We start from the raw sequence: 22,048 nt of genomic DNA on the forward strand, positions 1-22,048 counted from the left end.
AACTCGCGCACGTTGCCCGGAAAGCGGTCATCCCGGAATGTGTCGGCAATGCCCTGCAGCTGCAGCGGGTCGATCGCCGGGTAGCCGAATTTTTTAAGGAAATGGGCGGCCAGTATGGGGATGTCCTCGCGTCGTTCGCGCAAGGGTGGAATTTGGAGGGTCAGGTCCTGCAGCCGGTAGTACAGGTCGGCGCGGAACTGGTTGGCGACGATCAGCTCCTTCAGGTTCTGGTTGCTGGCGGAAATCAGCCGGATATCGATGGGGACCGTCTTGTTTTCACCCAAACGGCGGATCTCCTTTTCCTGCAGGACGCGCAGCATCTTGGCCTGCAGGTTTATTGGCAGATCGGCGATTTCATCCAGGAAAAACGTGCCGCCGTCGGCGGCTTCAAGCAAGCCGGTCCGGCTTTCCACGGCGCCGCTGAACGCCCCCTTCCTGAACCCGAACAGTTCCGCTTCCAGCAGCGTTTCGGGCAGCGCGGCGGCATTGACCGATATGAATGGCCGGCTGGCCCTGGGGCTGAGCAGATGGACGGCTTTGGCCGCCAGTTCTTTGCCGCTGCCGCTTTCGCCGGTGATCAGCAGGGAGAAGTCCACCTTGCTGATCTGGGCGATCAGGCGTTTCATTTCCTTGATCGGCTCCGAGGTGCCGATGATGAACTCAAGCTTTTTGTGGATCTGCAGTTCGTTGGTGAAAAAATTTTGAAACAGGATCGCGAAATTTTTGAGAACGTCCCGGTTCCGTTCGAAAAAATTCTGAAAATACGCTTCTCCGTCCCGGAAGGCGACGACCAGGCTGGCCGAGAGCCGGTCGCTGATCGGCCAGCGTATCATCTTGGTATTGGCAAAGGGATAAAAAAATTTTTCCCGGCTGCTGAATTTCGCCTTGATCTCCGCCAGTCGAAAATTCTGCTGGCCCGGGGCCAGGCGGGCATGGCGCATCATTTCTTCCCCCAGTTCCTTGAAAAGGCCCGAATTGGAAAACCGGTACAGCAGCTCCTCGTTTTCATGGATATGCATGGCCAGCCAATCCAAGGGCATTGCTTGGCTGATTTCATGCAAGAAACTGCCGAAAAAATCTTCCGGAAGCCGCCATTGCCTGTAATGGCCGACGAGACGGGCGTTGTCAAAAAGCTGGCCCGGATTTTCATTTTCCTCCAGGATTTCCCGCAGACGATTCAGCCGGGGCGAAATTTTTCTCTTGTTCATGGTAAAAAAATCGTGCATGGCCAGGAAACATTCTTTGGCTTGGGGATGGATCGCTTCCGGTTCGCCGCTTTGCTCGAAATAGACATACCAGTACTCATGATAATAATAGTTTTTTGCCTTGGCGGACAATTCCCGTGAAAGTTCCTTGAAAGGACCCAGCCACTCCTTTTTTTTCACCTTGCGCAGGATCATGGCCATGGCAGCGAACCTGGTTTTTTTCGATTGGATCGCAGCCACTCCGTCCCATATGGCTGCTTCCTTCTCCCCGGCGGCATCCAGCTCGCGCAGCTGGCACAGGCGCCAGACCGTTTTTTGATCGCTGTTGAAATGCTTCGCCTCCGCTGCGGGCGGAGCGATCGCTTTTTCCTCGGCGAATAAAATCTTGCCTTCTAACAAGGCGCATTCGCCGAGCCCCTTGTGGTTACCGGTTTTTTCGAATATCTGCCTGGCGTGCGCAGTCAGCTTCAAGGCCCGGCCGTGGTTCAGCCTCAAGTATTCGAGGCCGGCCCAATTCAGATAATCGATGGCGCAGGAAACAAGCGATTTTTTTTCCTCGTTGCGGGCCAGAATGCCGCGCAGGAGCCTTTCCGCTTCATTCCAATTGCCGGCAGCGGCATGGACGTTGATCAGGTTTGAATTCACCAGCATGATGCCGTCGCTGTTTTTTTCTTTTTCGAACAGGTGCAGCGCCTTTTGGTACCAGCTTTCGGCCTGGAAGTCGTCGTCGTTCTCCAGGTAGAGGTTGCCCAGGTCGACGGCGCTGAAAGCCGCATTCAACCTGAAGCCCTCGCCGGCGCTGCGGATGAACAGTGTTTTGTACAATGACTCGGCGGCCGAAAAGCAGCCCTTTTCCCTCTGCAGCTTGGCCATTTGGTTTTGAGTTTCGATTTCCTCGCGGCGGCAGCGCTGGCTGCTGAAGTAAGCCAGGGCTGTCTCGAGCTGGGATTGGGCCCTGGCATAATCCCGGTTGTAGATTTTCCGGTCGCTCAGTTGGATCGCCGCCAGGTTGCGGTAGTACGGGTCACTGATCTTTTTGGCGAAGGCATCGGCCTTTTTTAATTCGGCGATCTTTTCGTTATATATGAAATGGAGGTAACGCCATTCATCGGCGCACGTTTCGGGGACCGTGGCGAGCCCGGCCAGATGCTCTCCGAGTTTTTGATACTCCCTTTGGCGCAGGGCCAGGTGGGCAGCCAGCAGCCGGGCGAAAACGCCGCCCGGTTCGGCATGGGCCGCGAGAAGTTTTTCAGCCAGATCGACGGTACCGGTCTTGACGAGGATTTTCAAGAAATGGTAGAGAAGCCTCTGGTTTTTTGCCAAACGCGGAAGATGGCGGACGATCAAGTCAACCGCCGGGCCGGGCGCGACCGTTTCGGGTTTGAGCCGGGCATGGATTTCGAGAACCCGTTCCAGTTCCGCCAGCTTCTCCCCGGCCAGGCAATGCCTGATGGTCAGGTATGGCCAATCGCTTTTGGCGGCCAGGGCGGCCAGCCGGGCCCGTTCCTCTTTCGCCGAAACAGCGGTGACGGCGCCGCCCGCGGCCTTCAGGCAGAAGGTTTGCTGGTTTTCCTGCAAATGGTGTTTTTTCAGCAGGGCCGCGATCCGTGCCGCGCCTCCGGCACCGGCCAGGGCGCGGGCGGTGGGAGCGGGAACCGGCACGCCGATGAGCGCGAACATGTCCAGCAGCCGCTTTTCCTCTTCATTCAATTCATCCGCATCCCGCGCCGGGGGCAGGCCGAAGAAGTGTTCTTGCAGCGGATTGCTTGGGGCCTCGTTTAATTCGAGGTCGCAGTCAAAATCGATCGCATCGTTGAACAGGATGATCGTCAAGCCGCCGATGTCTCCCGAATCGAGCAGGAAGCTGAGGAATTCGCCGTCTTCCTTCCGGCGCAGCCCGTCGATGACCATGACAACTTTTCGAAAAACCGATTGCTTCAGGAAAAGGGCGAACTCCCGCACCAAGTCGGCGGAATGTTTCTCACCGGAATCCCGGCCATTGGCCGCGGCGGAAAAAAAATCGCGCAGGGTCGTGTTGGTGGCGGCCACGCGCATGAACAGGGTTTCGTCGGAATGGAGGTGGTGAAACAGGATGTCCTGGATGATCTTGTCTTGCTCCGCATCCTGGGTGTTGATCCTGACTTTAAGATTGGCGCTGGAGCGGATGGCGGTCGGTGAATGGGAGTGGAGTATGTTGGCGGCGAAATCGTCGCTGCGGTACAAATAGCCTTTGACCGTTGGCAGCAAAGCCGCGCAAGGCCGTTTCTTATTTTCTTCGCGGCGGCCGCCCCGATCCGGGAAATGCAAATGGCTGTTTGTTTTAAAAATGGGCATGAAGGCGACGGCATCGGGAAATTTCTGTCCCTGCAAGTTCCAGCCGAAGCGTAGGGCCGCTCCCGGAAGGATCTGGAATTTGCTGAAATCAATAAAATCCATTTCCCACTCCTGGGCGGCCTGCCGCAGCGCCAGGAACTGCTCCAAAATGTCCTTGGCCCGGGCCGCGGACTGCCTGGGCAGGGCCCGGCTGTCGTTGGCGGAGAAGGGCTGAGTGACGATGTCGATTTCAAAATTGTTTTGCCTGAAATCGACGATGTTCTGCATGAGATTGGAGTGGAAGCCGAATATCTTGTTGATCATCAGCAGATTTTCGGGCGTGTTGACCACCGTGGCCCGGGTCAGTTTTTCATCATGCCAGTGATCGAGAACGCGGTTGCCCTGGATGGAAAAACGCCTGGACAGCTTGGTCAGATTCATTGACAAAAGACCTCTCCCGTCGATGCCTATCGGGCCATGATATTTTTATGGAGATCGTAATGTCAATGGGGAATTCTGTGCGAAATCACCCTTCAAGCCCGGCAATGGCCGCGCAAGCCGTCCATGATGTTCAATACCACCTTGTCGCGCAGCGACGGGAATGCGCATATTTCGGCGATGAATCGTTCGATAAAAAAATGGCCGCGGGGCAGTTGGTGATCGAGCCGAAAGCAAGATTCTTCATCGCCATGCTGATGAAGGGTCTACCGTGATGCTTGAAGGCGGGGATGTTGATCACCTTGTCGACGCCGGCTTGGGCAATTTGCGAAAAAGATTGAACGGGCATTTACCCGGCCGCCAGCGCGGCGCTCCCGGTCGCCTAAAAGCGGCGACGATCCATGCCGGAATTTTTTTGCGGTTTTCACCCCGCAGCGCAGCGACGGCCGGCGATTCGTTTTATCCGCTTGTGGTTACTCGATATTGGCGCTGACGACGGCGGCGAGCTGCATCATGTCGATGGTTTGCCCGGCCTGCATGTTGGTGAAGTTGGTCACTTTGCCGCTGGACTTGCTGGTCACTTTTGTATTCTTAAAAAGCTTTAAAAGTTTTTCATCGGCGACGATGAACTTCCCGGATCCCGTCGGTTTGCCGTTGGCCGTCGTCGTTTGGAGCTTCTTGGCCTTGATGTGGTCCCAGAGTTTTTTGGTGATTTCCAAACGCGGCAGGGAGCTGACGCCGCAGAATGCGGCCAAATCCGCTTTCAGTTTAACCGGCTTCTTCAAACCTTTTTCGACCATGATCTTATCCTCCTTGAATAATTGTATGTGCAGTATAGCACAAAATAACGCGCCATGCAGTCGGATGGGCGAAGTTTTTTTCCGAAAACACTATTTGCCCTTCACTTCGTCGTAGATTTCCTTGATGTTGCGATAGTTGGGATCCTTGCCCAGGATCTCGGCCGCCAGTTTTTTGGCGTACAGGTAGTCTTCCTTCAGTTTGGCGGTCAATATGAGTTCGTACTTGACGGCTTTGTAATCGTCTTCCTTGCGGTCCTGGATTTCCAGTGCCTTCTCGAACCAGTTAATGGATTCCTCGAACATGCCCTGGTCGCGGAAACAAATGCCCAGCAAGCCGGCCGCGTCGAAATATTTCAACGGGTGCTTGGAGGCGATCAGGAATTCATGAATCGCCTCTTCGATGAGCCCCATCTCCTTGTAGGCGATACCCAGGTTGTAGCGGGTATCGTAATCTTCCTGGCCGATTTTCTCGTCGACACCCTTCTGGAATGCCTGGAAAATCTCCATCATGTTCTTTTCAACGGTTGAGGTCCTTTGCTTTTGCAGCTCATCGATCCAGTATTTTATGGCACCCGCTTCCCCGTCGACCACTTTCTCGGTTTCGTAATACTCCTCTTCCTCGAGAAAAACACTCTCGCTTTTGAAAATGTCGACTTCACTTTCGGCCAATTCGTTTTCATCGATGTCCTTGAACGGGGATTCGCTGCCCGATGCGGGGGCCTCGTCGCTGGTAAAAATATTGTCAATGTCGATGAAATCGGCGCTGGAGCCGAGGAAATCTTTGTTGGCGGCGCCGCTTTTCTCCCTGGACGAAGGCTTGGGCGGAGCTTCCGGCTTGGCCCGGAGCGGTGCCGGTTCGGGTTCGTGGATGATCATCTTTTCCATTTCAATTTCGAACGGAACGTTTTCCATTTCCGCAAAATCGGCGGCGCTGCCCTTTATTTCCGGCTTTACCAGGATGTTGTCCAGGTCGATGCCGATTTTTGAATCTTCAAACTTCTGCAGGATATCGCTCTCCTGGGCGATGGAGGAGGTGATCTCGATCGGTTCCGTTTTTCCAACCTTGAGGATGATGGAATCGGTCTTGTCCGGCAGCATTTCCTTTGATTTTTTTATGCGCGCCAGCCGGGAGGCGATTTCCTTGCTTTCCGGGAATTCCTTTTGCAGCCTGTCTAGGATTTTTTCGGCGTTGGCGAAGTAACCTTCGCTGATGTAAAAATCCAGTTCGGCCAGGTGGGACGACAATCCCTTTTTCAACTCGCTGTCGGTCTTGATCTGGACGCTGTCTTCGCCCTTGAGCAGGAATATGTCCTCTTCCTCCCCCTTCAATTCGATGCTTTCCAGCTCCTCCAGGCCGCCCGGATGCTTGAGCTCGTTGATCTGCTCGATCATTTCGGCGTGATCGAAGTCGATCTCGATATTGGTCCTCTCGTGGCCGCCCAGGTCCAGCAGGCGCTCGTCGCTCGGTTTGAGCTTGGTCAATTTTTCGGAAAGGGCCTTGTAGGCTTCGTCGTTGTTTTCTTTCTTGTAAATCTGGAGCAGTTCGATGCCCTCGTTGAGCAGCGCCTCGATATCATTGCTCATCTGGTAGACATCGAAAAGCTTGACCCGGATATCGGTATTCTGCGGGAAGGCGTTCTGGGCGGTTTTTAAAAGATCGATCGCTTTTTTGAAATCGCTCTTCTTCAAGGCCTGATCGGCATTGCTCAGTTGGAACGAAATGAATTCCCGCTCCTGGTCGCCTTCTTCGTCTTCGGCGCTGGATTCGCCGGTCAATCTGGCCAGTTGCTCCTGATAGGCGAATGGCGAATCGGACAATTCGATCAGTTCCTTGAGTACGGCGATCAGTTCGGAATGCATTTTTTTCTGCTCGTATATTGGCAGCAGCGACTCGTACATGGCGATCAGGCTGGTGGTTTTTTTCGTGGCCTTGAAGATCGAGGCCAACTTGTTCAGCGCCGGGAGATAGGTGTTGTTCGAGGTGATGATGAAGCGCAACAGTGAATTGGCTTCATCGTATTTCCCCTTTTCGATGAAGCGGTCTATCGTGGGCAGGAAAAGCTTGTAGGCCTTTTCGATTTCCTCCCTCTGCAAATAAACCTTCCCCAACTTCATGATCACTTCGGTTTCGTTGGGATCGATTTCGGCGATTTTTTTGTAGATATGCTCCGCTTCCTCGATCAGGTTGTTCTTGAAGTAAAGCTCGCCGAGAATTTTCAGCAGGCTCAGGTGCTTGAATATGTCTTCGCCCAGGTTCTTGAGCATCTGGATGGCCTTGTTGGCATTGCCCTGGCTGATGAAGCAGGAAATCAGCTTTTCAAAAATTTTAAGGTGCTTGACCTTGTTGTAGGTTTGCAGCAGGAGTTCCTCGGCCTGGGCGAATTCTCTTTTTTTGATCAGGATGTCGCTGGCGGTAAGGTATTCGTTGATCGCCTCGTCCTTCATGTCCTCGCGCAAATAATTGTCGGCCAGCAGAATGCGCATTTTGGTATTGCTGCGGTCGAATTCGAGGATTTTCCGGTAAATGCCGAGGGCTTTTTTCTGGTTGTTCTGGCGCTTGTATTCTTCGGCCATCTCCATGTATATCTGCTTGGCCTCGATGACCAGTCCTTGTTTGGTGTACAGGTCGGCCAGCTTGGAAGAGATCGCCTCGTTCTGGGGGTCGATGCGGGTGATGCGCCGGTACATGGCGATGGCCTTAGTGAAAAAGCCTTCTTTGAGATAATAATCGGAGATCCATTCGAATTGCTTGATGGCATCGGGAAGCTTGTTCAGCTTCAAATACAGATCGCCGATAATCCTGCGCACTTCGAGATCATCCGGCTTGAGGTCGATGATCTTCTGGTATTCTTTGATGGCGGCATCGATTTTCCCCTGTTTGAACAGTTTCTCCGCCAGTTGCAAAATTTTTAATCGGTTATCGCTGGCCATCGTTCATGCAAACCTTTTTCGGCAAAAAAGTTTCCCTCTTTAATAATAGCATATTTTTACTTTTTTGGGTAGGATGTCCCGGGGAGTGCGCGAGCAGCGGTCGGGGGAGAAAAATTTACCCTGGCCGCGCCGATACAGCGGGAAACGCTTTTTTCGTAATTCTTCTTCGCCGGCGAAAGCGTTCACTACCTGAGTTCTTTCAGCCGTGACGCCTTGCCTTTCAGTTTTCTCAGATAGTACAGCTTGGCTCGGCGCACCTTGGTATGCTTTTTGACCTCGATTTTCTGAACCAGCTTGGAATTGAGCGGAAATATCCTTTCCACGGCGATGCCGAATGAATTCTTGCGAACGGTGATGGTCTTGGACATGCCCATATTCTTCATGGAGATGATCGTGCCCTCATAGACCTGTATCCTTTCCTTGCCCGCTTCGATAACCCGATAGTAGATCTTCAATTCGTCTCCCGGGCGTATGGCCGGAATATCGCTGCGCACTTCCTGAAAGGGGCGCAGGTCGGTTTTTTCCGCCGGCTTGGCCTGGGCGATCTCCTCGACCGGCTTATCTGCAGCGACGGCATCCGGCTTTTTCTTGGCTTTCGATTTTTCGGCCGGGGCCGGTTTGCTCTTTTTCTTTTCTTCTGACATGCATGGTCTCCTAAATGGCAGTGACTTGAATGATAGCGTATTGTACTATTTTTTCAGGCATTTTTCAAGACGCTTTGCTGCCAAAGGCAAATTTTGTGGAGATGGGGACAAAATAAAAGGGCAGAAGCGCCGCCAGCGGCGCTCCTGCCCGGGTATCAGGCCAAATCAGCGAATTCTAGAAGCGGTAGGTGAAGGCGATATTGGGAACCAGGATATTCATGCCGTGAACGCCAGGCATGCCGGGATCGGTCGCCGTCAACGTGGCCGCGTCGATCGTCCGCTCCTGGCCCATCAGGTATTCCACGCACACGTCGAGGGAAAGTTTGCCGGTGCGATAGCCCACGCCGAGGGTGACGACGTTGTAGGTGAACTGCGGCAGGAGGATGGTCAGGGTTTCATCGGGGCCGACGCAGGGATCGTAGTAATACCCGCCGCGCAGCGAGAATTTTTCGCACAGTTGGTATTGCAGGCCGAGGCGGTACTGAATCTTGTCGATCCAGCGCAGCTGAAGGGCGGCGCCAGTGGCGAAGGAGGCTTGCCAGGCGGTATCGCTGTAGATGGCCTCGATTTTTTCCACCTTTTTCCAGTTGGTGTACTGCAGGTCGGCGTTGACGGTCAGCTTGTCGATCGGCTTGAAAGAGACGCCGCCGCCGATCCACATCGGCCAGGTTGCATCCCGTTCGATGTCGGATGTGGTGGTAACATGAAGCAGGGTCTGGGCGAGAGGGTTCTCGGCGGTGCCCTTGAATTTGATCTTGCACGGCAAGCGCAGGCTTACACCGATGCCCAGCTTGTCGGAGGGTTTGTACAGCACGCCGAAGGTCGCGCCGAATCCGACCGCGGTTTCATCTTCCGAATATTGCTCCGCGTATTTGACATACGTGTTGGGCGGATAGGGAGGCGAAGGGAGTTTCATGGAGAATAAGGCCGGTTTTTTCAAGTTCAGCATGCCGTAGTTGATGTTCAGGGTGGCGCCGATTGAAAGGGTGTCGGTGATCTTGTAGGCGATTGCCGGCGAAACCGAGATCACGGCGATCATGCTTTCCCATTCCAGCGCCTTGTTGAAGCTCAATAATTTCAGGTCCTCGCCGTTCCACTTGGCGCCCGATCCGGCCGGGACGTAAGCCAGGATTCCCAGTACCAACTTGTCCGAAACGGGCTTGAAAAAACCGACTGCCCCCGAGGGATACATCTTGCTTTCGCTCTTGGCGTCGATCCCATATGCGCTGAGCGTATAGGTGACGGAAGGGATCAGATCGGTCCCGAAGAGGGAAAGGCTGGTGTTCTTCATCTGGGTCAATCCGGCCGGATTCCAGAAAACGGCGCTGTAGTCATCGGCTTGGCCGATGAAGGCACCGCCCATGGCGATGGCCTTGCTGCCGACGCCGTTGAGGTTCAGGCCGTTGGCCGACAGTGAAATCCCGCTTGCAGCGATAAGGACAACGGTTACGAATAACCGTGCAGTCTTCCACATTTTTTTCATTTTTTCCTCCCAAAATTTAGTTGAAAAAAAACAATAATATATTGCATTTAAAAAGTCAATCTTTTGCCGCCGCTAAATATCCAGGGCGATTTTCCCGTAGACGCCGTCATAACCCGCGACGCGGCTGACGCGGTTTTCGCGCATGGCCTGGATGGCCGCGGTCAATCATGTCTTTTCAATGGAATGCGATTGAATTCCCGCGATGCCTATTGTATAAACAGCGCATGGAGGAAATTAAAGCGAAAGCCAAACTGGTCCGAAATTTAAGCCTATTCATTATAGGCGCAATTGTTTTATTGCTTGTCGTCCAAATGCTGGGAAAAGTCGATCGGGCCAGCGGGAATGATTTTACAAGCTATTTATCGTCATCAAGGGCTCTGTGGCAAGGAAGCGATCCCTACAAAACCGAGAGCTCCTTTCCGTATACCTATCCATTGTTTTTGGCTTTTATCCTGTTCCCCTTATCTTTGCTGGCAGAGAAGCCAGCCAGTTTGATTTGGTTTGCGCTCAACGCTTGTGCCTTTGCCTATTCTTGCAAGGTTTTAATCGACTCTTTACCCCAGGCATGGAGGGATCGCGCAAGAGGAAATTTCTGGCCATTGTTGTTGATCTTATCTGTTTTGACTTTTGATATTTTGCAAAACCACTTCTTAAACGGCCAGGTGAATCTTATCGTTCTGGCATTGATGATTCTTTTTATTCATCACGATATCAAAGGCAATAATTTCAAAGTCGCGGTTTTTCTTTCTTTGGCCATATCCATCAAAGTTGTCCCGCTGATCTTAATAATATATTTGTTTTTTCGTAAAAAATTCGATTCAATCGTATGCACGTTCCTATTCATTTCTTTTTGGGTTTTTTCCCCAGTCGTGGTTGCCGGGGATCGAATGATTTCTTATTACCAAGGATATTTTCAACAGTTCATTTTAAAACGAGTTGGATCGATCGGGAAAATGAATGCCAGTCACGTAGAATTTTCATTGCAGTACTTTCTCAAGAAAACGACTCATGGCATCGCCCCCGACTTCTACTTGCTGATCCTTTCCGTTTTGTTGGTAACATTTCCTATTATTGTTCTCGAGCTCGTGTCGCTTAAAAAAAACTGGCGCGAGAACAGGCTATGGATTTTCAGTCTCTATTTGGTTGCCATCCTCCTGATCTCTCCCATGTCGGAAGTCCATCACCTGGTTTTCTTTATTCCCGCTTTATTTTTATGCAGTATGGCCGTTCTTTACCGAAAGGTCGAACGATCGATCGGTCAACTTTTCTTCATGGCGGCAACCTTTTCCTTCCTGATCCTGGCAGGCCTTTGCCGGGAAAACGTATTTTACTTTGTTGCACTGGGTCTTGGCTATTTCATGGTGCTTTTTCTATCAAGAATGATGGCCATGAATCCTTCTCGGGATAAACTCATTACGTAGGCTCCGGGTTAATTCGGCAAACTGAAATTCAAGAAGATGTTTTCCTTTGATTTCCAATCGGGGAAATCCGGATCAAACGATGCTTATTGATTATGTTTGAGATCCAGGGCGATTTTCCCGTAGACGCCGTCATAACCCGCGACGCGGCTGACGCGGTTTTCGCGCATGGCCTGGATGGCCACGGCCAGCGGCTCGTCGCGTTTGGATATTTCCCCAATCGTGGCCCGCTGCAGCAGGTGAAACTCGGAACCGAAACGGCCGATCAACGAAAGGTAATAGCGTTCAACTTTCTGGGCGGCTTCTCCGCACGTGAGCATCTGGGCCAGGATCTGTTTCAGCGGGATTTGGTAGGCGAAAGGAACGCGGCTTTCTCCTTTCCCATCGGCAAGCTCGCGCACGCGGTGCATGACCCCCTGGGTCAGCGGCTTGCCACAATTCGGACATAGGCCATTGGTTTTCTCGGCAGCGGCTGGAGCCAGGGAGACCGCGCATTTGCGGTGGCCGTCGTAATGGTATTTGCCCCCTTCCGGGAAAAATTCGATGGTCCGGCTGATGCTGCCGTTGCGGATGGCCTGGGCGATGCCGGCATAACTCAGGTCGCATGACAGCTCGTTGGCTTCGCGGCCGAGGTTGCCGGCCGAATGGGCATCGGAATTGGAAAGAAATGTCAGCCGTCGCAGCGATGATACCGAGGCCAGCATGGGCGGATCGGCCGATAAACCGGTTTCCACGGCGTGAATCTGGGGGGAGTAGTCCTCGAAGCATTCTTCCAAGCTGTCAAAGCCGGACCGGGATCCCAGCAGTGAGAACCAGGGGGTCCAGATGTGGGCCGGGATGATCATGGCCTGGTCGTCTAGATCCAGGATTTGTGCGCTCAAGTCGCGGGCCGAAATGCCCAAAATGGGCCGTCCGTCCGACTTCAAATTAAAACGCCGGCCCAGGCTGGAATTGATCTTTTCAACCGCAGCGAGCGAAGAAGCCAGGATGAGCAGGTGGATCTTGCGCACCCTGTCTTTTTTTTTGTAAATCAGGGATATTTCCGAAGTCAGCATGAAAAGGACTCCGCTGCCAACGGTTTTCAGCGCGAACAGACCTTGGGCGCTCTCCCTGAGCTCGTTTTTAAGGCAGGAGAACCAGAGCGGATGGGTGAAATCACCGCTGCCCAGAACCGTAATCCCCTTGAGCGCAGCCCAGGATGCCAGCTGGGTCAGATCCAGCGTTTTTGAAGTTCCGCGCGAGTAGCGCGAATGGATATGGAGATCGGCGTAAAAGCCCATTTACGGGATTCTTTTCAGCGTCGACATGTCATCCTTGAGATAAAACTCCAGTAAGTCGCGCAGCGGCGTCTGCCCAATGACCGCCACATTCTTATCCAGCAGCAAGGCCAGCGGCCCGATTGGCGTTTCGGCGTATTCACGGCTCAGAATCCCGACCAGGTCAGCGGTCTTGCGAAACAATTTATCGGGCAACGGCTTGCTGACATCGAGCCCTTGGTCAAAGCTGACGATTTGCAATGTCAGCGCCAGTATCTCCCTTCCCAGGTTCGCGACGCGGGAATCGGCCAGGGCGATTTTTGAAAATTCCTCGTTCAACTCATAATAAATTTGTACCGCATTCCGGGCGCTGGCCGAAAACCCTCTCAGATCATCGCGCGCGTCGCGCAATTTTTTCAGGGACTGGGCCTTGTCCGCCGCGGGTGTGATGGCTTGCTCGGCGTAGCATTTTTTGTTCGTTTGGGTGTCGTCGCTGTTGCCCGGATCGGGGATGAGCCCGGCAATGAAGTCACGGTATGTGTCATATGCCGGCTTGGCTTCGCCGTTGCTGCGCAGAATTCCGAAGGGCCGATTGGCTGAATTGGGATCGTCGATGATCTCGTAGAAGAATATCTTTTGCGGATAATCCTTACGGGCCCGGGTCTGCAGCATGTCCAAATAGCGGAGGGACTGCATGGGTTCGGAGAATTTGCTGGTTTCCCAGCCCGTCTCGGTGATCCAGAACGGCTTGCCGCCTTGGCCCGATTCCTCGATGATCTGCTTCACTGCCGGGATGAGATGGTCGCCTTGCTCCAGCAGTTCGTACATGACATACACGCCCAGATCTTCGTAAATATGATGGGAAATGATGTCGAAATAGCCGCCGGCGTTGTCCAGGATGTATTTCATCCAGAAGTACCATTCGACCCCGCTGCTTGTCAGGTGGGCCAGTTCTGGTCCGACGATAAACGCGGACGGGTCGACGGTGCGGATCGTCTGTACGGCCGGCAGCAATACATTCTGGACGAAGATGTCTTTACCGAAACCGAAAAATTCCCTCAGGTTGGGTTCGTTCCAGATGCCCCAGTATTTGATCTTCGTCTTGTAGCGGGTGACGATCGTGGCGACGAAATTCTTCCACTCGTTGATGTCGGCGGCCGGGTAGTTGAAGCCCACATTGCCATTGGCCCAACCCGGAGTGTAGGCGATGGTGGCGTAGACGGACAGGCCGTTGGCCTCGGCGTAGGTCGCCACCCGATCCAGTTCGGTGAAATTGAAATCGCCTTTGCTGCCTTCGATCTGCGGCCAGTTGACGTCGACGCGGATCCAGGTGATTCCCGCCGCCTTGACCTTAGCCAGGACCTCGTTCTTGGTTAGGTGCACATTGATGCCGTAAGGCAGGGGGGAGATGGTGATGGCCGCCAACTGGATCGCTGCCATCAAGATTAGGCCCGCGCCTAGTTGCAACTTTTTCATGCTCCTATTATAGGATGATTTTATTGTATTGCAACTGTTGCGGTAATGCGTTGCCGGAGTCACTTGGGGGCAAAGTCTATAACCGAGTCTATTGTTTCAACGGCTTTTCATCGGGGCGGTCGTTTACGCAAAGGAAGTATTTTTGGACCTTTTTGGCTGATAGGGGATGGCATCCTAGCGGAGCGACATCGCCGCCAGCGGAACCGTCTACAAGACAGTAAGGATTCCCAACTTCTGCCGTTAGGCTCGCTTTCAGGAAGCGCTGCATATAAGCCACTACGAACCAATCGGAAACAAGTGTCCTGGGATAAACGGTAATCTTTTGGCCTTGAGGCAGCATGCCGGACCGATAATCCATATCGGCAAATAATTCTTTGTTGCGCAGCACCATTTTCCCTTTGAACAACAACGTGCCACCGGCCGCGATGATGAATAAAATAAGCGAGACGAAAGCGGCTTTTTTCGACCGGCCTGGCCGGTCTGCAATCGAAGCTTCAATCTTCAAGGCGGGTAAGGGAAAAACGGCGGCTATTCCCATGGCCCAAAAAGGCAAACTGGGGAACAGGTACCACCCCAACTGTTTGGGGCTGATCAGCAAAGGCAGGCTGGCCATCATCGCAATTGACAGGAAGATGGCGGCATTTTTATTGTCCGGTCTCTGAGTTGTATTGGTACCTGGGTTATGCTTGCGCATGAGAAATGTCAAAACAATGCACAGGAGAACGGGCAACAATAATTCCATGAATAGCTTTTTTAAAAGGAAGAATTGCGAGATGGAAGTTTCCCGTTGTCCTTTCAGACTACGGATCAGTTGATTGGAGACGTAATGCTTGACAAAATGAACCGCCGGCTCTCCCCCGCATTTTAGGACTATCCAGAGAGTGAAAAGAGAAACCAGGGCCATCATGGCGGTAACCCTCAGGGCGGGCCCCAGGGGTCTTTTCCTGAGCGTCGCCGCAGCAATCGGGATGGCCAATATGAAGGCGGCTGGAAGCCCTTTGGTAAGAATGGCCATTGCCAACATCAATCCGGAAAAAGCCGCCCAAGCCGCTTGGGCTATCCGCGTGCTGCTGAGAAGCGCCCTCAATCCGGTCCATGCGCCCAGAAGAATGAAGCATGTCATGGTATTCTCAAGGAGATTGTTGGCCAGGGTCCAAGACGTCAACGGGATTGCAAGAAATATGCATGCGGGCCACCATTCTCCGGGGGCGGGGAGATGATCTTGAATAATCGTTCGCCAGATGGCAAACAGCAAAAGCAAAATTATCAGCCCGCAACCCACCCCCCAAAGAAACTCCACATCCGGGGAGTCGCCAAATATGCGAAACGCCAGAGATTGCAGCCATATGCCAAGCGGGGGTTGTTCGAAAAAAACAGGGTATATGGTTTCGCTATAATGCGGATTCCAGAACCCTCCCCGGTTTTCGGACTGGTTGCGGGCGATGGCGGCATAAGTCATGCCGTCCAAGAACATATCCTGGGAAATAAGGCGAGGCAGAATCAGGACGGCAAAAAACGAGAAAACAAACGCCCAAAAAATTTTTTTATTTCTGTTTGTTGAATTTGTTTCGCGATCCACCGCTCAATTCCTTTTCTTTTTGTAAAGCCTAAAGGCATCGGAGCAACAGATGCTTTGGTATTTTTCCGATTGGCGCAGGGTCTTGTCCAACTCTAGCAATTGAGGCTGATTCATTGGCCATGGATTAAGCCATAGGTGCAACAGGATAAATTCTGCCTCGCCGGTCGCAGGCAGCATGAAGATTGCTTTGCGCTTGGGGAGATGGGGGATGAGTGCCGATTGGGCGGCGACCGAGGCGTTTTTTGGAATCAAATCCAGGCTGCGCTTGATGATGGGATATTCATGGATGAGCCCGTATTTCCCTGGAATGAAAAGGTTCCATTTGAAGTTCCCCAGAGTGATCAGCCATATCGCCAGAACCAGCCACTGCCACGATGGACGTGCCGCTTGCGGTTTTTTGCCGGGTTTTTTTTGCAGGCGCTTCAAGGCCAGCAGCAGGGCAAGGAACAGGAAAGGGATCAGCGCTGAGCCGTAATGTAGCCCGAAGGCGGCCATGGCCGGGATGCGGCTGAGCCAGCCCACCAACAGGGGCGGGATGATCAGCAGCACGGCCGACGAGCCGAAAGGTATCAAGAGCAAGGGCAAAAAATAGTTCGCCAGCCGGGCGAGATTGGCCAGGGGATGCACATCCTTGAGCACGCGCAGCGGCTGGGCCGCGGCCTGCTTAAAAATTTCCGCCGGCGTCTGGCCGTAATCCTGCCATTTGGTGATGAACTCATAGGCTCGCCCGGTATGCACCTGGTTTTGGAAAAAGGGGATGAAGACGGCCATGGTCAGCAGAATGTATAGGGCGCTCAATAGCATGGCTTGGAACGCGGTCTTCTTCCATTCCGTTTTCCACGCCAGCCAGCCGCAGTAAAAAAAAGTATAAACGGCGAAATCCTCCTTGAGCCACAGGGCCAGGATGACAAACAAAAAAAAGAGGAATCTTCGGTTGCGGACGGCCAAGAAATAGTAACTGGCGAATATGAACAGCGGGAAGAACATTTCGGGATGGAAGTCGTACATCAAGCCGTTGAGCAGCGGCCGGTAGAGCAGGAATATCAGCGGCACAACCAGGGCCATCTTGCCGTCGCCGAGCTCATGCTTGGCGATCAGATAGAGCGGCAAGGCGGCCGCGCCGACGGCAAGGACTTGAATGTACAGCAGGAAGAGCGGGCCCGCGAAAACCAAATACAAGGGAGCAAGCAAAAAAAGGATCGGGGTGAAATGGACGGCCAGGTGGCTGCCCCAACCGAAGCCATGGAAGGGCTCGGCCATGATCTCCCCTTTCATGGTGCTGGACATGGCGTAGTCGTAGATGGAAAGGTCCCAGGCATTGGTGGCGAAGGAGAAGTGCTGAGCCGTGCGCAGCAGGGAAAACAGCAGCAGCCAGGCCAGCAGCAAGTTGCAGAAAAAGAGGTTCTGCCGGTAAAAGGCCATGATCCTCGCCGCACCGGCGCTAAAATTCTTTTTGATCGTTAGGCTCCTGATGTCACGCTGATATCTCTTTGCCTGGAGGAAATAAACATCCAGACCGCCGTGTAAAACACGATAGCACAGACTCCCCACTTGAGCAAGGTCAAGGGGAGGGATTTCACGATAAAGGCGGCCAGGAACACGCCCAGGATGCCGGCGCTGGTCAGCGCCAGCGCCGCTTTGCGGTCGTAGGCTTTTTCCTTGACGAAGCGGGCGCTGCCGGCGGCCATCAGCATGGCCGTCGCCGTCATCATGATCGGGAAGGCCGTCAGCGGGTGCATCCCGAGGGTGTAGACCATGGCCATGCACGGGGCGTAAAAACCGACGCCGATGGTCTGCAGGGCGCCGAAGATGAAGCTCATGATCGCACCGAGTACGAGCTTCCAGCCCGACAAGCCGGCCGCCTCGCCGCCCAGGGGCAGGAGCGCAAGCAGTCCGGCCAGGATGATCAGGGCGACCGCTGCCAGGCCGATCCCCATGCCCAGCTGGATCCTGGGGCGCGACATCCTGGCGACCACGCCGGCGCCCAGGACGGCCCCGATCGGCGCGGCAGCCGACATGGCGACAAGGGTGAGCGGTTCGACCTTGACCGCGGTCATGAAAATGAACGCCTGGGCAACGGTGGGGATGGTGTCGCCGACATTCATCGTTCCCGGGATAACGCGGTCGTCGACCAGCTTGAAAAATTTGAACATGGCGGTCTGCTGGGCGAAGCTGCCGATTCCCAGGGTATCGAAGAAGTTGCTGACGAACCCGGCGCCAAGCAGGCCGGGCCAGGATTTGTCCGAGAAGGCCTTTTTCCCGTTGACGGCATCGGCCAGGTAGAAATAGGCAAAACTGGCCGTCATCAGGCCAAGAACGGTTTTCAGGATAATCGTCATGAAAGGGAATTCTATGTAGGTTTGGGGCAAAAGTCAAACCCAGTGCGATCCCCGGCACCCGCCCCGGCGGATCGTGCGCTTGCTTTTGCGTCCGGAAACGGTTAGAGTGGTTATCTTGGAAAACCGGCCATGGGCAAAGCAAAAAAAAGATCGCCTTCATTCATGACGCCTGACCTGGAAACCATCGCCAGGCGGGTCATGCAGGAAAAAGGACTGGCCGTTGATTTTCCGGCGGCAGCCCTGCGCCAGGCCGCCGAGTGCCGCGACAAGGGGGCGGTCGTTGAAAGGTCCGAGCGGCTGGACGATTTGCGTGGTATGCCCTGGACCTCTATCGACAATGACGATTCCATGGACCTGGACCAGCTGGAAGCCGTATTCAGTGACAACGATGGGTACCGGCTGCTGGTGGCCGTGGCCGATGTGGATGTTTTCGTCGCCGCCCGTTCTCCCATCGATCAGGCCGCCAAAGCCAACACCACCTCCGTGTATACCGGGGTCAAGAATTTTCCCATGCTCCCCGAGCGCCTCTCCTTCGACTTGAGTTCCTTGTTACCGGGCAAGGACCGCCGGGCCATGGTCGTGGAGGTCCGCATCTCCCCCGACGGTCGGGTTGACGGCGGCCGGATTTTTCCGGCCCTGGTCCGGAATAAGGCCAAGCTCTGTTACGATGCCGTTTCGAACTGGCTGGAGGGCAAGGGCGCGGCTCCCGAGCCGCTGGCGCAGGGAAAAAAACTGCGCCTCCAGCTGGAAACGCAGGACCGCCTGGCCCGGATGCTGCGCCGGTGCCGCCTGGCGGCCGGGGCGTTGGAATTCGCTTCCCTGGAAACCCGGGTCGAAATGGCCAGCAACGGCCGGGTCAAGCGCATATTCACCCGCCGGCAGAACCGGGCCGAAAGGATCATCGAAGAATTCATGGTGGCCTGCAACCAGTCGGTTGCCGTTTATTTGGCCGACATGGGGCTTCCGGTTTTAAGCCGGGTGGTCCGCGAGCCCGAACGCTGGCCCCGGATCGTCGAATTGGCGGCAGGCTATCATTCGCGTCTGCCGGGAGATCCCGATGCCAGGGCCTTGGCCGGATTTTTGAGAAAAGCGCGCCAGGCCAAGCCGGACGCTTTCACCGATTTGTCCCTGGCCGTGATTAAATTGATCGGTCGCGGCGAATACCATGTCCTGCCGGCCGGGAAAATTCCTGAAGGCCATTTCGGCCTGGCCCTCAAAAATTATGCCCATGCCACCGCGCCCAACCGGCGCTACCCCGACCTGCTGACTCAGCGCCTGCTCAAGGACGCTCTGGCCGGCCGCCGGGGGAAAAATGCCTATTCGCTGCCCGAATTGCAGTCGCTGGCCCTGCGCTGCACCCAGCAGGAAGACGCGGCCAATAAAGTGGAGCGTCAGGTGAAAAAATGCGCGGCAGCCGAACTCCTGGAAGACAAAGCCGGCTGCCTGTTTTCCGCCCTGGTCACGGGAAGTTCCGACAAGGGGACCTGGGTGCGCATCAAACATCCTCCGGTGGAAGGCAAATTGGTGCGTGGCGACCGACGGCTCAATGTGGGTGACCATTTGCGCGTCAGGCTGCTGGCCACCAACGTGGAAAAAGGCTTCATCGACTTCGCCCGGGTGTAAAAGCCTCACCCCCACCCCCCTCTCCTAAAGGCGAGGGGGTAGCCCTTAGGATTGCCCAACCAGATGATTCCCAGAATTGATTGAAATTTTATAGGCGCAATAACATCCCCGAAACATGAAAAAAGTTCAAGTATTTTCTAACCCCCTTCTCCTTTAGGGGAAGGGTTGGGGATGGGGTCATCCAAGGGTATAATTCATTTAAAATACCCGATTTTTATCCTTCGTTATGCCTGATGCTTGGCATGGCGGTTTTCGAGAAGTGCAGGTTCAATGCTTCAGATTTTCAGCTGGCCTGGGGTTGCTGCGGCGACGGGGCGCTGCCTTCGGTTTCACGGTTGAAGGTGAAGGAAAAGGCGAAGAGCAGTAATCCTACCACACAGACGGCTCCGGCCACGGTAATGACCGGGGCCACCAGGTGGCGGGTGAAAATGAGGGCAACGCCGCCCAACTGTTCCCCGATCAAATCGTTCCAGTGCAGCCAGTGGGAAGAAAAAGGGCCGGGGTGAAAACGGGCCGACCAGGGGACGATCTGCTTGACAAACGTGGCCAGGCCCAGGGCCAGGCCGCCGCCGATTAGGGTAACCGCGCCGCTCCAGCGGAAGAAATGGGCTTTGCCGCGTGCACCGACCAGGGCTCCCAGGACGATGAATATGGCCGGGATCAGGAAGAGCAGGTAGGTGAAAGACATCACGGTCTTGGCGATATTGATCCGGCGATAGGGGAAGTGGCTGCTTTTGAAGAAATTGATCTCATCGGGGATGTCGCGGGTCATGCTGCTGCGGATGGCGGCGGAGGCGTCCATGTTCCGCGCCGCGGCGGGACGGCAGGGTGGCAGCTCTTCGTAACGTCCCGGTTCCCGGATGATCTCCTCCCAGATTTCGGCTTGTTCGGGGCTGCATTCGGGGAGCTTTTCAAGTACCTGGCTGATGTAGAGCCCCATGGCCGGGTGATTCAATGCCTGTTTCAGGGGGCGCAGGTTCAGGCGGACGTTCCTGGCCTCGATCTTGCCGTTCAGGATGTCGCCGACGGTACGCAGGGATTCGGAAAGCTCTTTTTCCAGCCAGTCGTTCAAGCCGGTCTCCCTGAGCAATTCCCGCGGCGTCTTGGCCACGCCGGCAATGGCCGTCAGCCAGACGCGGGCATCGGGGTTTAACTGGCTGTTTTCATCCTTTGCCGCCAGCAACACTCCGTCCATGAGATCGGGAATTTCGCTGATGACCTCGCGGGGAAGCTCGCTCAGCATTTTCGAAGAGACCACGGCCTGGGTCAGGCCCACGGCCCAGATAATGCCGAAAAGGATGGGTATGGCGAAAAAGATCATGATCAGCAAGCCAAAAACGGTGCGCGTTTGATTCATGGTTCACTCCTTCAATCAGTCAATTATTATAACGCAAAAAAACAGGCAAAGTTCTTTGGCCGAGGAAATTCAGCTCAGGGCAAGGCCGCTCCGGCCGGAATGGATGCATCATTGTCAGTCAAGGTAAAATCCCGCCGACAAAAACCCAACCCAGTGCTTGAGGGAAAAAGGAGCCGTGGTGCCCAATCCGGCTTTTTTCAACGGGATGACCCCATCGCTGTAGGTGTCCGAATAGCGGAATACCCGCCCCTTCAGTCCGCGGCCGAACGCTTTTTGCATGGTCTTGCTGATGGTCAGCAATCCGAAGGGGATGTCGTATTTCCCGCACCAGTAGGTGTTGCGGTAATCCTTGTAAGTGTCTCCCCAGAGCTCCTTGGTCAAGTCGCATATTTTATTGTCGCTCAGCGGCCCCGAAAAAGCGGCCTGAGCGAAACGGCGGTCCTGTTTCGTGCCCAGGGCATGGGCTTTTTCATCGTCGCCGAAAGGGACATTGTTGAAATCCTGCCCGTAATGGTTGGCGTCGGCTGAAATCAGGAAGAAGATATCCCGGCCCGGCTGCAAATTGTTTTCCTTGATGTAGGCGGCGAGGGCCGTGGCCAAACGCTCGGCAAGCTCGTTCATCCTTTCCCAGGGCATGGCCGTGACCATGATCGGGGTGATCTTTATTTCCGGGTTGTAATACTGGAGGAAGGGGAGCTGGGCTTCGATGGAATGTTCAAGGGCGTGGGCCCGGTTGTTGACCGCGTAATCTTCCTTGGACAGGTGCTCCTTCAGCCATTCGCGCAGGGGCGAGATCGCTACCGCGCGGCCAAGCCCTGTCCAGGATGGGTATTCATCCAGGAGCAGGATATTTTGCGGGTCGTTGATCTCCTTGCGCACCGTGCCGTGGGTAACGCCGAATATGACCGCTTCCCGGGTGCGCAATTTCCTGTACAAGGGGTAGTAAACGCGCCCGGCGTACAGGTAATCGTCGTGCGGGGAGATGCCGGCCACCAGGCCGCGGACTGAGAAATCCTGCTTTTCAACGGCAGCCAAGTAATTCAGCAGGCGCTGCATCTGCGGCCGCTGCCAGCAGTAACCGACATCATCGCGCACCGGGCGGACGTTCTGGCCGGAAGTCAGGAGAGCCAGGGAAATAAAGGCAAAGAATAAGATTTTTTTCATAGGACAATTGTATCGCTGTGCT

At 54.5% G+C, this 22,048-nt stretch carries 15 protein-coding genes; 3 read left to right on the forward strand and 12 right to left on the reverse strand.

The features are described from left to right. The coding region (locus NTW95_13065; GenBank protein ID MCX6558338.1) for a sigma 54-interacting transcriptional regulator at positions 1 to 3,959 on the reverse strand (3,959 nt) is incomplete at its 3' end. A 47-nt stretch (positions 3,960 to 4,006) separates the two neighbouring features. Between NTW95_13065 and NTW95_13070 the strand changes: the two genes are divergently transcribed. Next, the gene (locus NTW95_13070; GenBank protein ID MCX6558339.1) at positions 4,007 to 4,231 is read left to right on the forward strand and encodes a hypothetical protein; all 225 of its coding nucleotides are present in this window, start codon (positions 4,007 to 4,009) and stop codon (positions 4,229 to 4,231) included. 198 nt (positions 4,232 to 4,429) lie between these two features. Here the strand turns inward: NTW95_13070 and NTW95_13075 are convergent, their stop codons facing one another. The 4 genes from NTW95_13075 to NTW95_13090 all read right to left on the reverse strand — a co-directional run bounded on the left by NTW95_13075 (position 4,430) and on the right by NTW95_13090 (position 9,814). After that, complete coding sequence (locus NTW95_13075; protein MCX6558340.1) at positions 4,430 to 4,756, reverse strand: SWIB/MDM2 domain-containing protein; 327 nt, start codon at positions 4,754 to 4,756, stop codon at positions 4,430 to 4,432. A gap of 90 nt (positions 4,757 to 4,846) precedes the next feature. Next, positions 4,847 to 7,687 carry a tetratricopeptide repeat protein gene (locus NTW95_13080; GenBank protein ID MCX6558341.1) on the reverse strand — a complete coding sequence of 947 codons (2,841 nt, stop codon included), beginning with the start codon at positions 7,685 to 7,687 and terminating at the stop codon, positions 4,847 to 4,849. A 185-nt stretch (positions 7,688 to 7,872) separates the two neighbouring features. Continuing rightward, complete coding sequence (gene rplS / locus NTW95_13085) at positions 7,873 to 8,199, reverse strand: 50S ribosomal protein L19 (protein MCX6558342.1); 327 nt, start codon at positions 8,197 to 8,199, stop codon at positions 7,873 to 7,875. A gap of 307 nt (positions 8,200 to 8,506) precedes the next feature. Next, positions 8,507 to 9,814, reverse strand: a complete 1,308-nt coding sequence (locus NTW95_13090; GenBank protein ID MCX6558343.1) for an outer membrane protein transport protein — start codon at positions 9,812 to 9,814, stop codon at positions 8,507 to 8,509. 224 nt (positions 9,815 to 10,038) lie between these two features. Between NTW95_13090 and NTW95_13095 the strand changes: the two genes are divergently transcribed. Next, the gene (locus NTW95_13095; protein ID MCX6558344.1) at positions 10,039 to 11,235 is read left to right on the forward strand and encodes a glycosyltransferase family 87 protein; all 1,197 of its coding nucleotides are present in this window, start codon (positions 10,039 to 10,041) and stop codon (positions 11,233 to 11,235) included. Positions 11,236 to 11,318: 83 nt separating this feature from the next. Here the strand turns inward: NTW95_13095 and NTW95_13100 are convergent, their stop codons facing one another. The 5 genes from NTW95_13100 to NTW95_13120 all read right to left on the reverse strand — a co-directional run bounded on the left by NTW95_13100 (position 11,319) and on the right by NTW95_13120 (position 17,876). Then, positions 11,319 to 12,512, reverse strand: coding sequence for an endonuclease Q family protein (locus NTW95_13100; GenBank protein ID MCX6558345.1), 1,194 nt, complete (start codon positions 12,510 to 12,512; stop codon positions 11,319 to 11,321). After that, positions 12,513 to 13,964: a cellulase family glycosylhydrolase gene (locus NTW95_13105; protein MCX6558346.1), complete on the reverse strand. Its 1,452-nt coding sequence runs from the start codon at positions 13,962 to 13,964 to the stop codon at positions 12,513 to 12,515. Positions 13,965 to 14,052: 88 nt separating this feature from the next. Further along, positions 14,053 to 15,543 (reverse strand): glycosyltransferase family 39 protein, encoded by a 1,491-nt coding sequence (locus NTW95_13110; protein MCX6558347.1) that lies wholly within the window; start codon positions 15,541 to 15,543, stop codon positions 14,053 to 14,055. Positions 15,544 to 15,546: 3 nt separating this feature from the next. Continuing rightward, complete coding sequence (locus tag NTW95_13115) at positions 15,547 to 16,965, reverse strand: DUF2079 domain-containing protein (GenBank protein MCX6558348.1); 1,419 nt, start codon at positions 16,963 to 16,965, stop codon at positions 15,547 to 15,549. Between the two features lie 38 nt (positions 16,966 to 17,003). Next, positions 17,004 to 17,876 (reverse strand): sulfite exporter TauE/SafE family protein, encoded by an 873-nt coding sequence (locus NTW95_13120; protein ID MCX6558349.1) that lies wholly within the window; start codon positions 17,874 to 17,876, stop codon positions 17,004 to 17,006. 135 nt (positions 17,877 to 18,011) lie between these two features. On the opposite strand from NTW95_13120, the gene NTW95_13125 reads away from it, so the two are divergent. After that, a complete protein-coding gene (locus NTW95_13125; protein MCX6558350.1) occupies positions 18,012 to 19,505 on the forward strand; it encodes an RNB domain-containing ribonuclease in 1,494 nt (497 codons plus the stop codon). Positions 19,506 to 19,788: 283 nt separating this feature from the next. On the opposite strand, the gene NTW95_13130 is transcribed toward NTW95_13125, so the two are convergent. After that, complete coding sequence (locus tag NTW95_13130; GenBank protein ID MCX6558351.1) at positions 19,789 to 20,862, reverse strand: hypothetical protein; 1,074 nt, start codon at positions 20,860 to 20,862, stop codon at positions 19,789 to 19,791. A 114-nt stretch (positions 20,863 to 20,976) separates the two neighbouring features. Beyond that, a complete protein-coding gene (gene amrB, locus NTW95_13135) occupies positions 20,977 to 22,026 on the reverse strand; it encodes an AmmeMemoRadiSam system protein B (protein MCX6558352.1) in 1,050 nt (349 codons plus the stop codon). Between the last annotated feature and the right edge of the window lie 22 nt (positions 22,027 to 22,048).

The organism is Candidatus Aminicenantes bacterium (assembly GCA_026393795.1).
Lineage (GTDB): Bacteria > Acidobacteriota > Aminicenantia > UBA2199 > UBA2199 > UBA2199.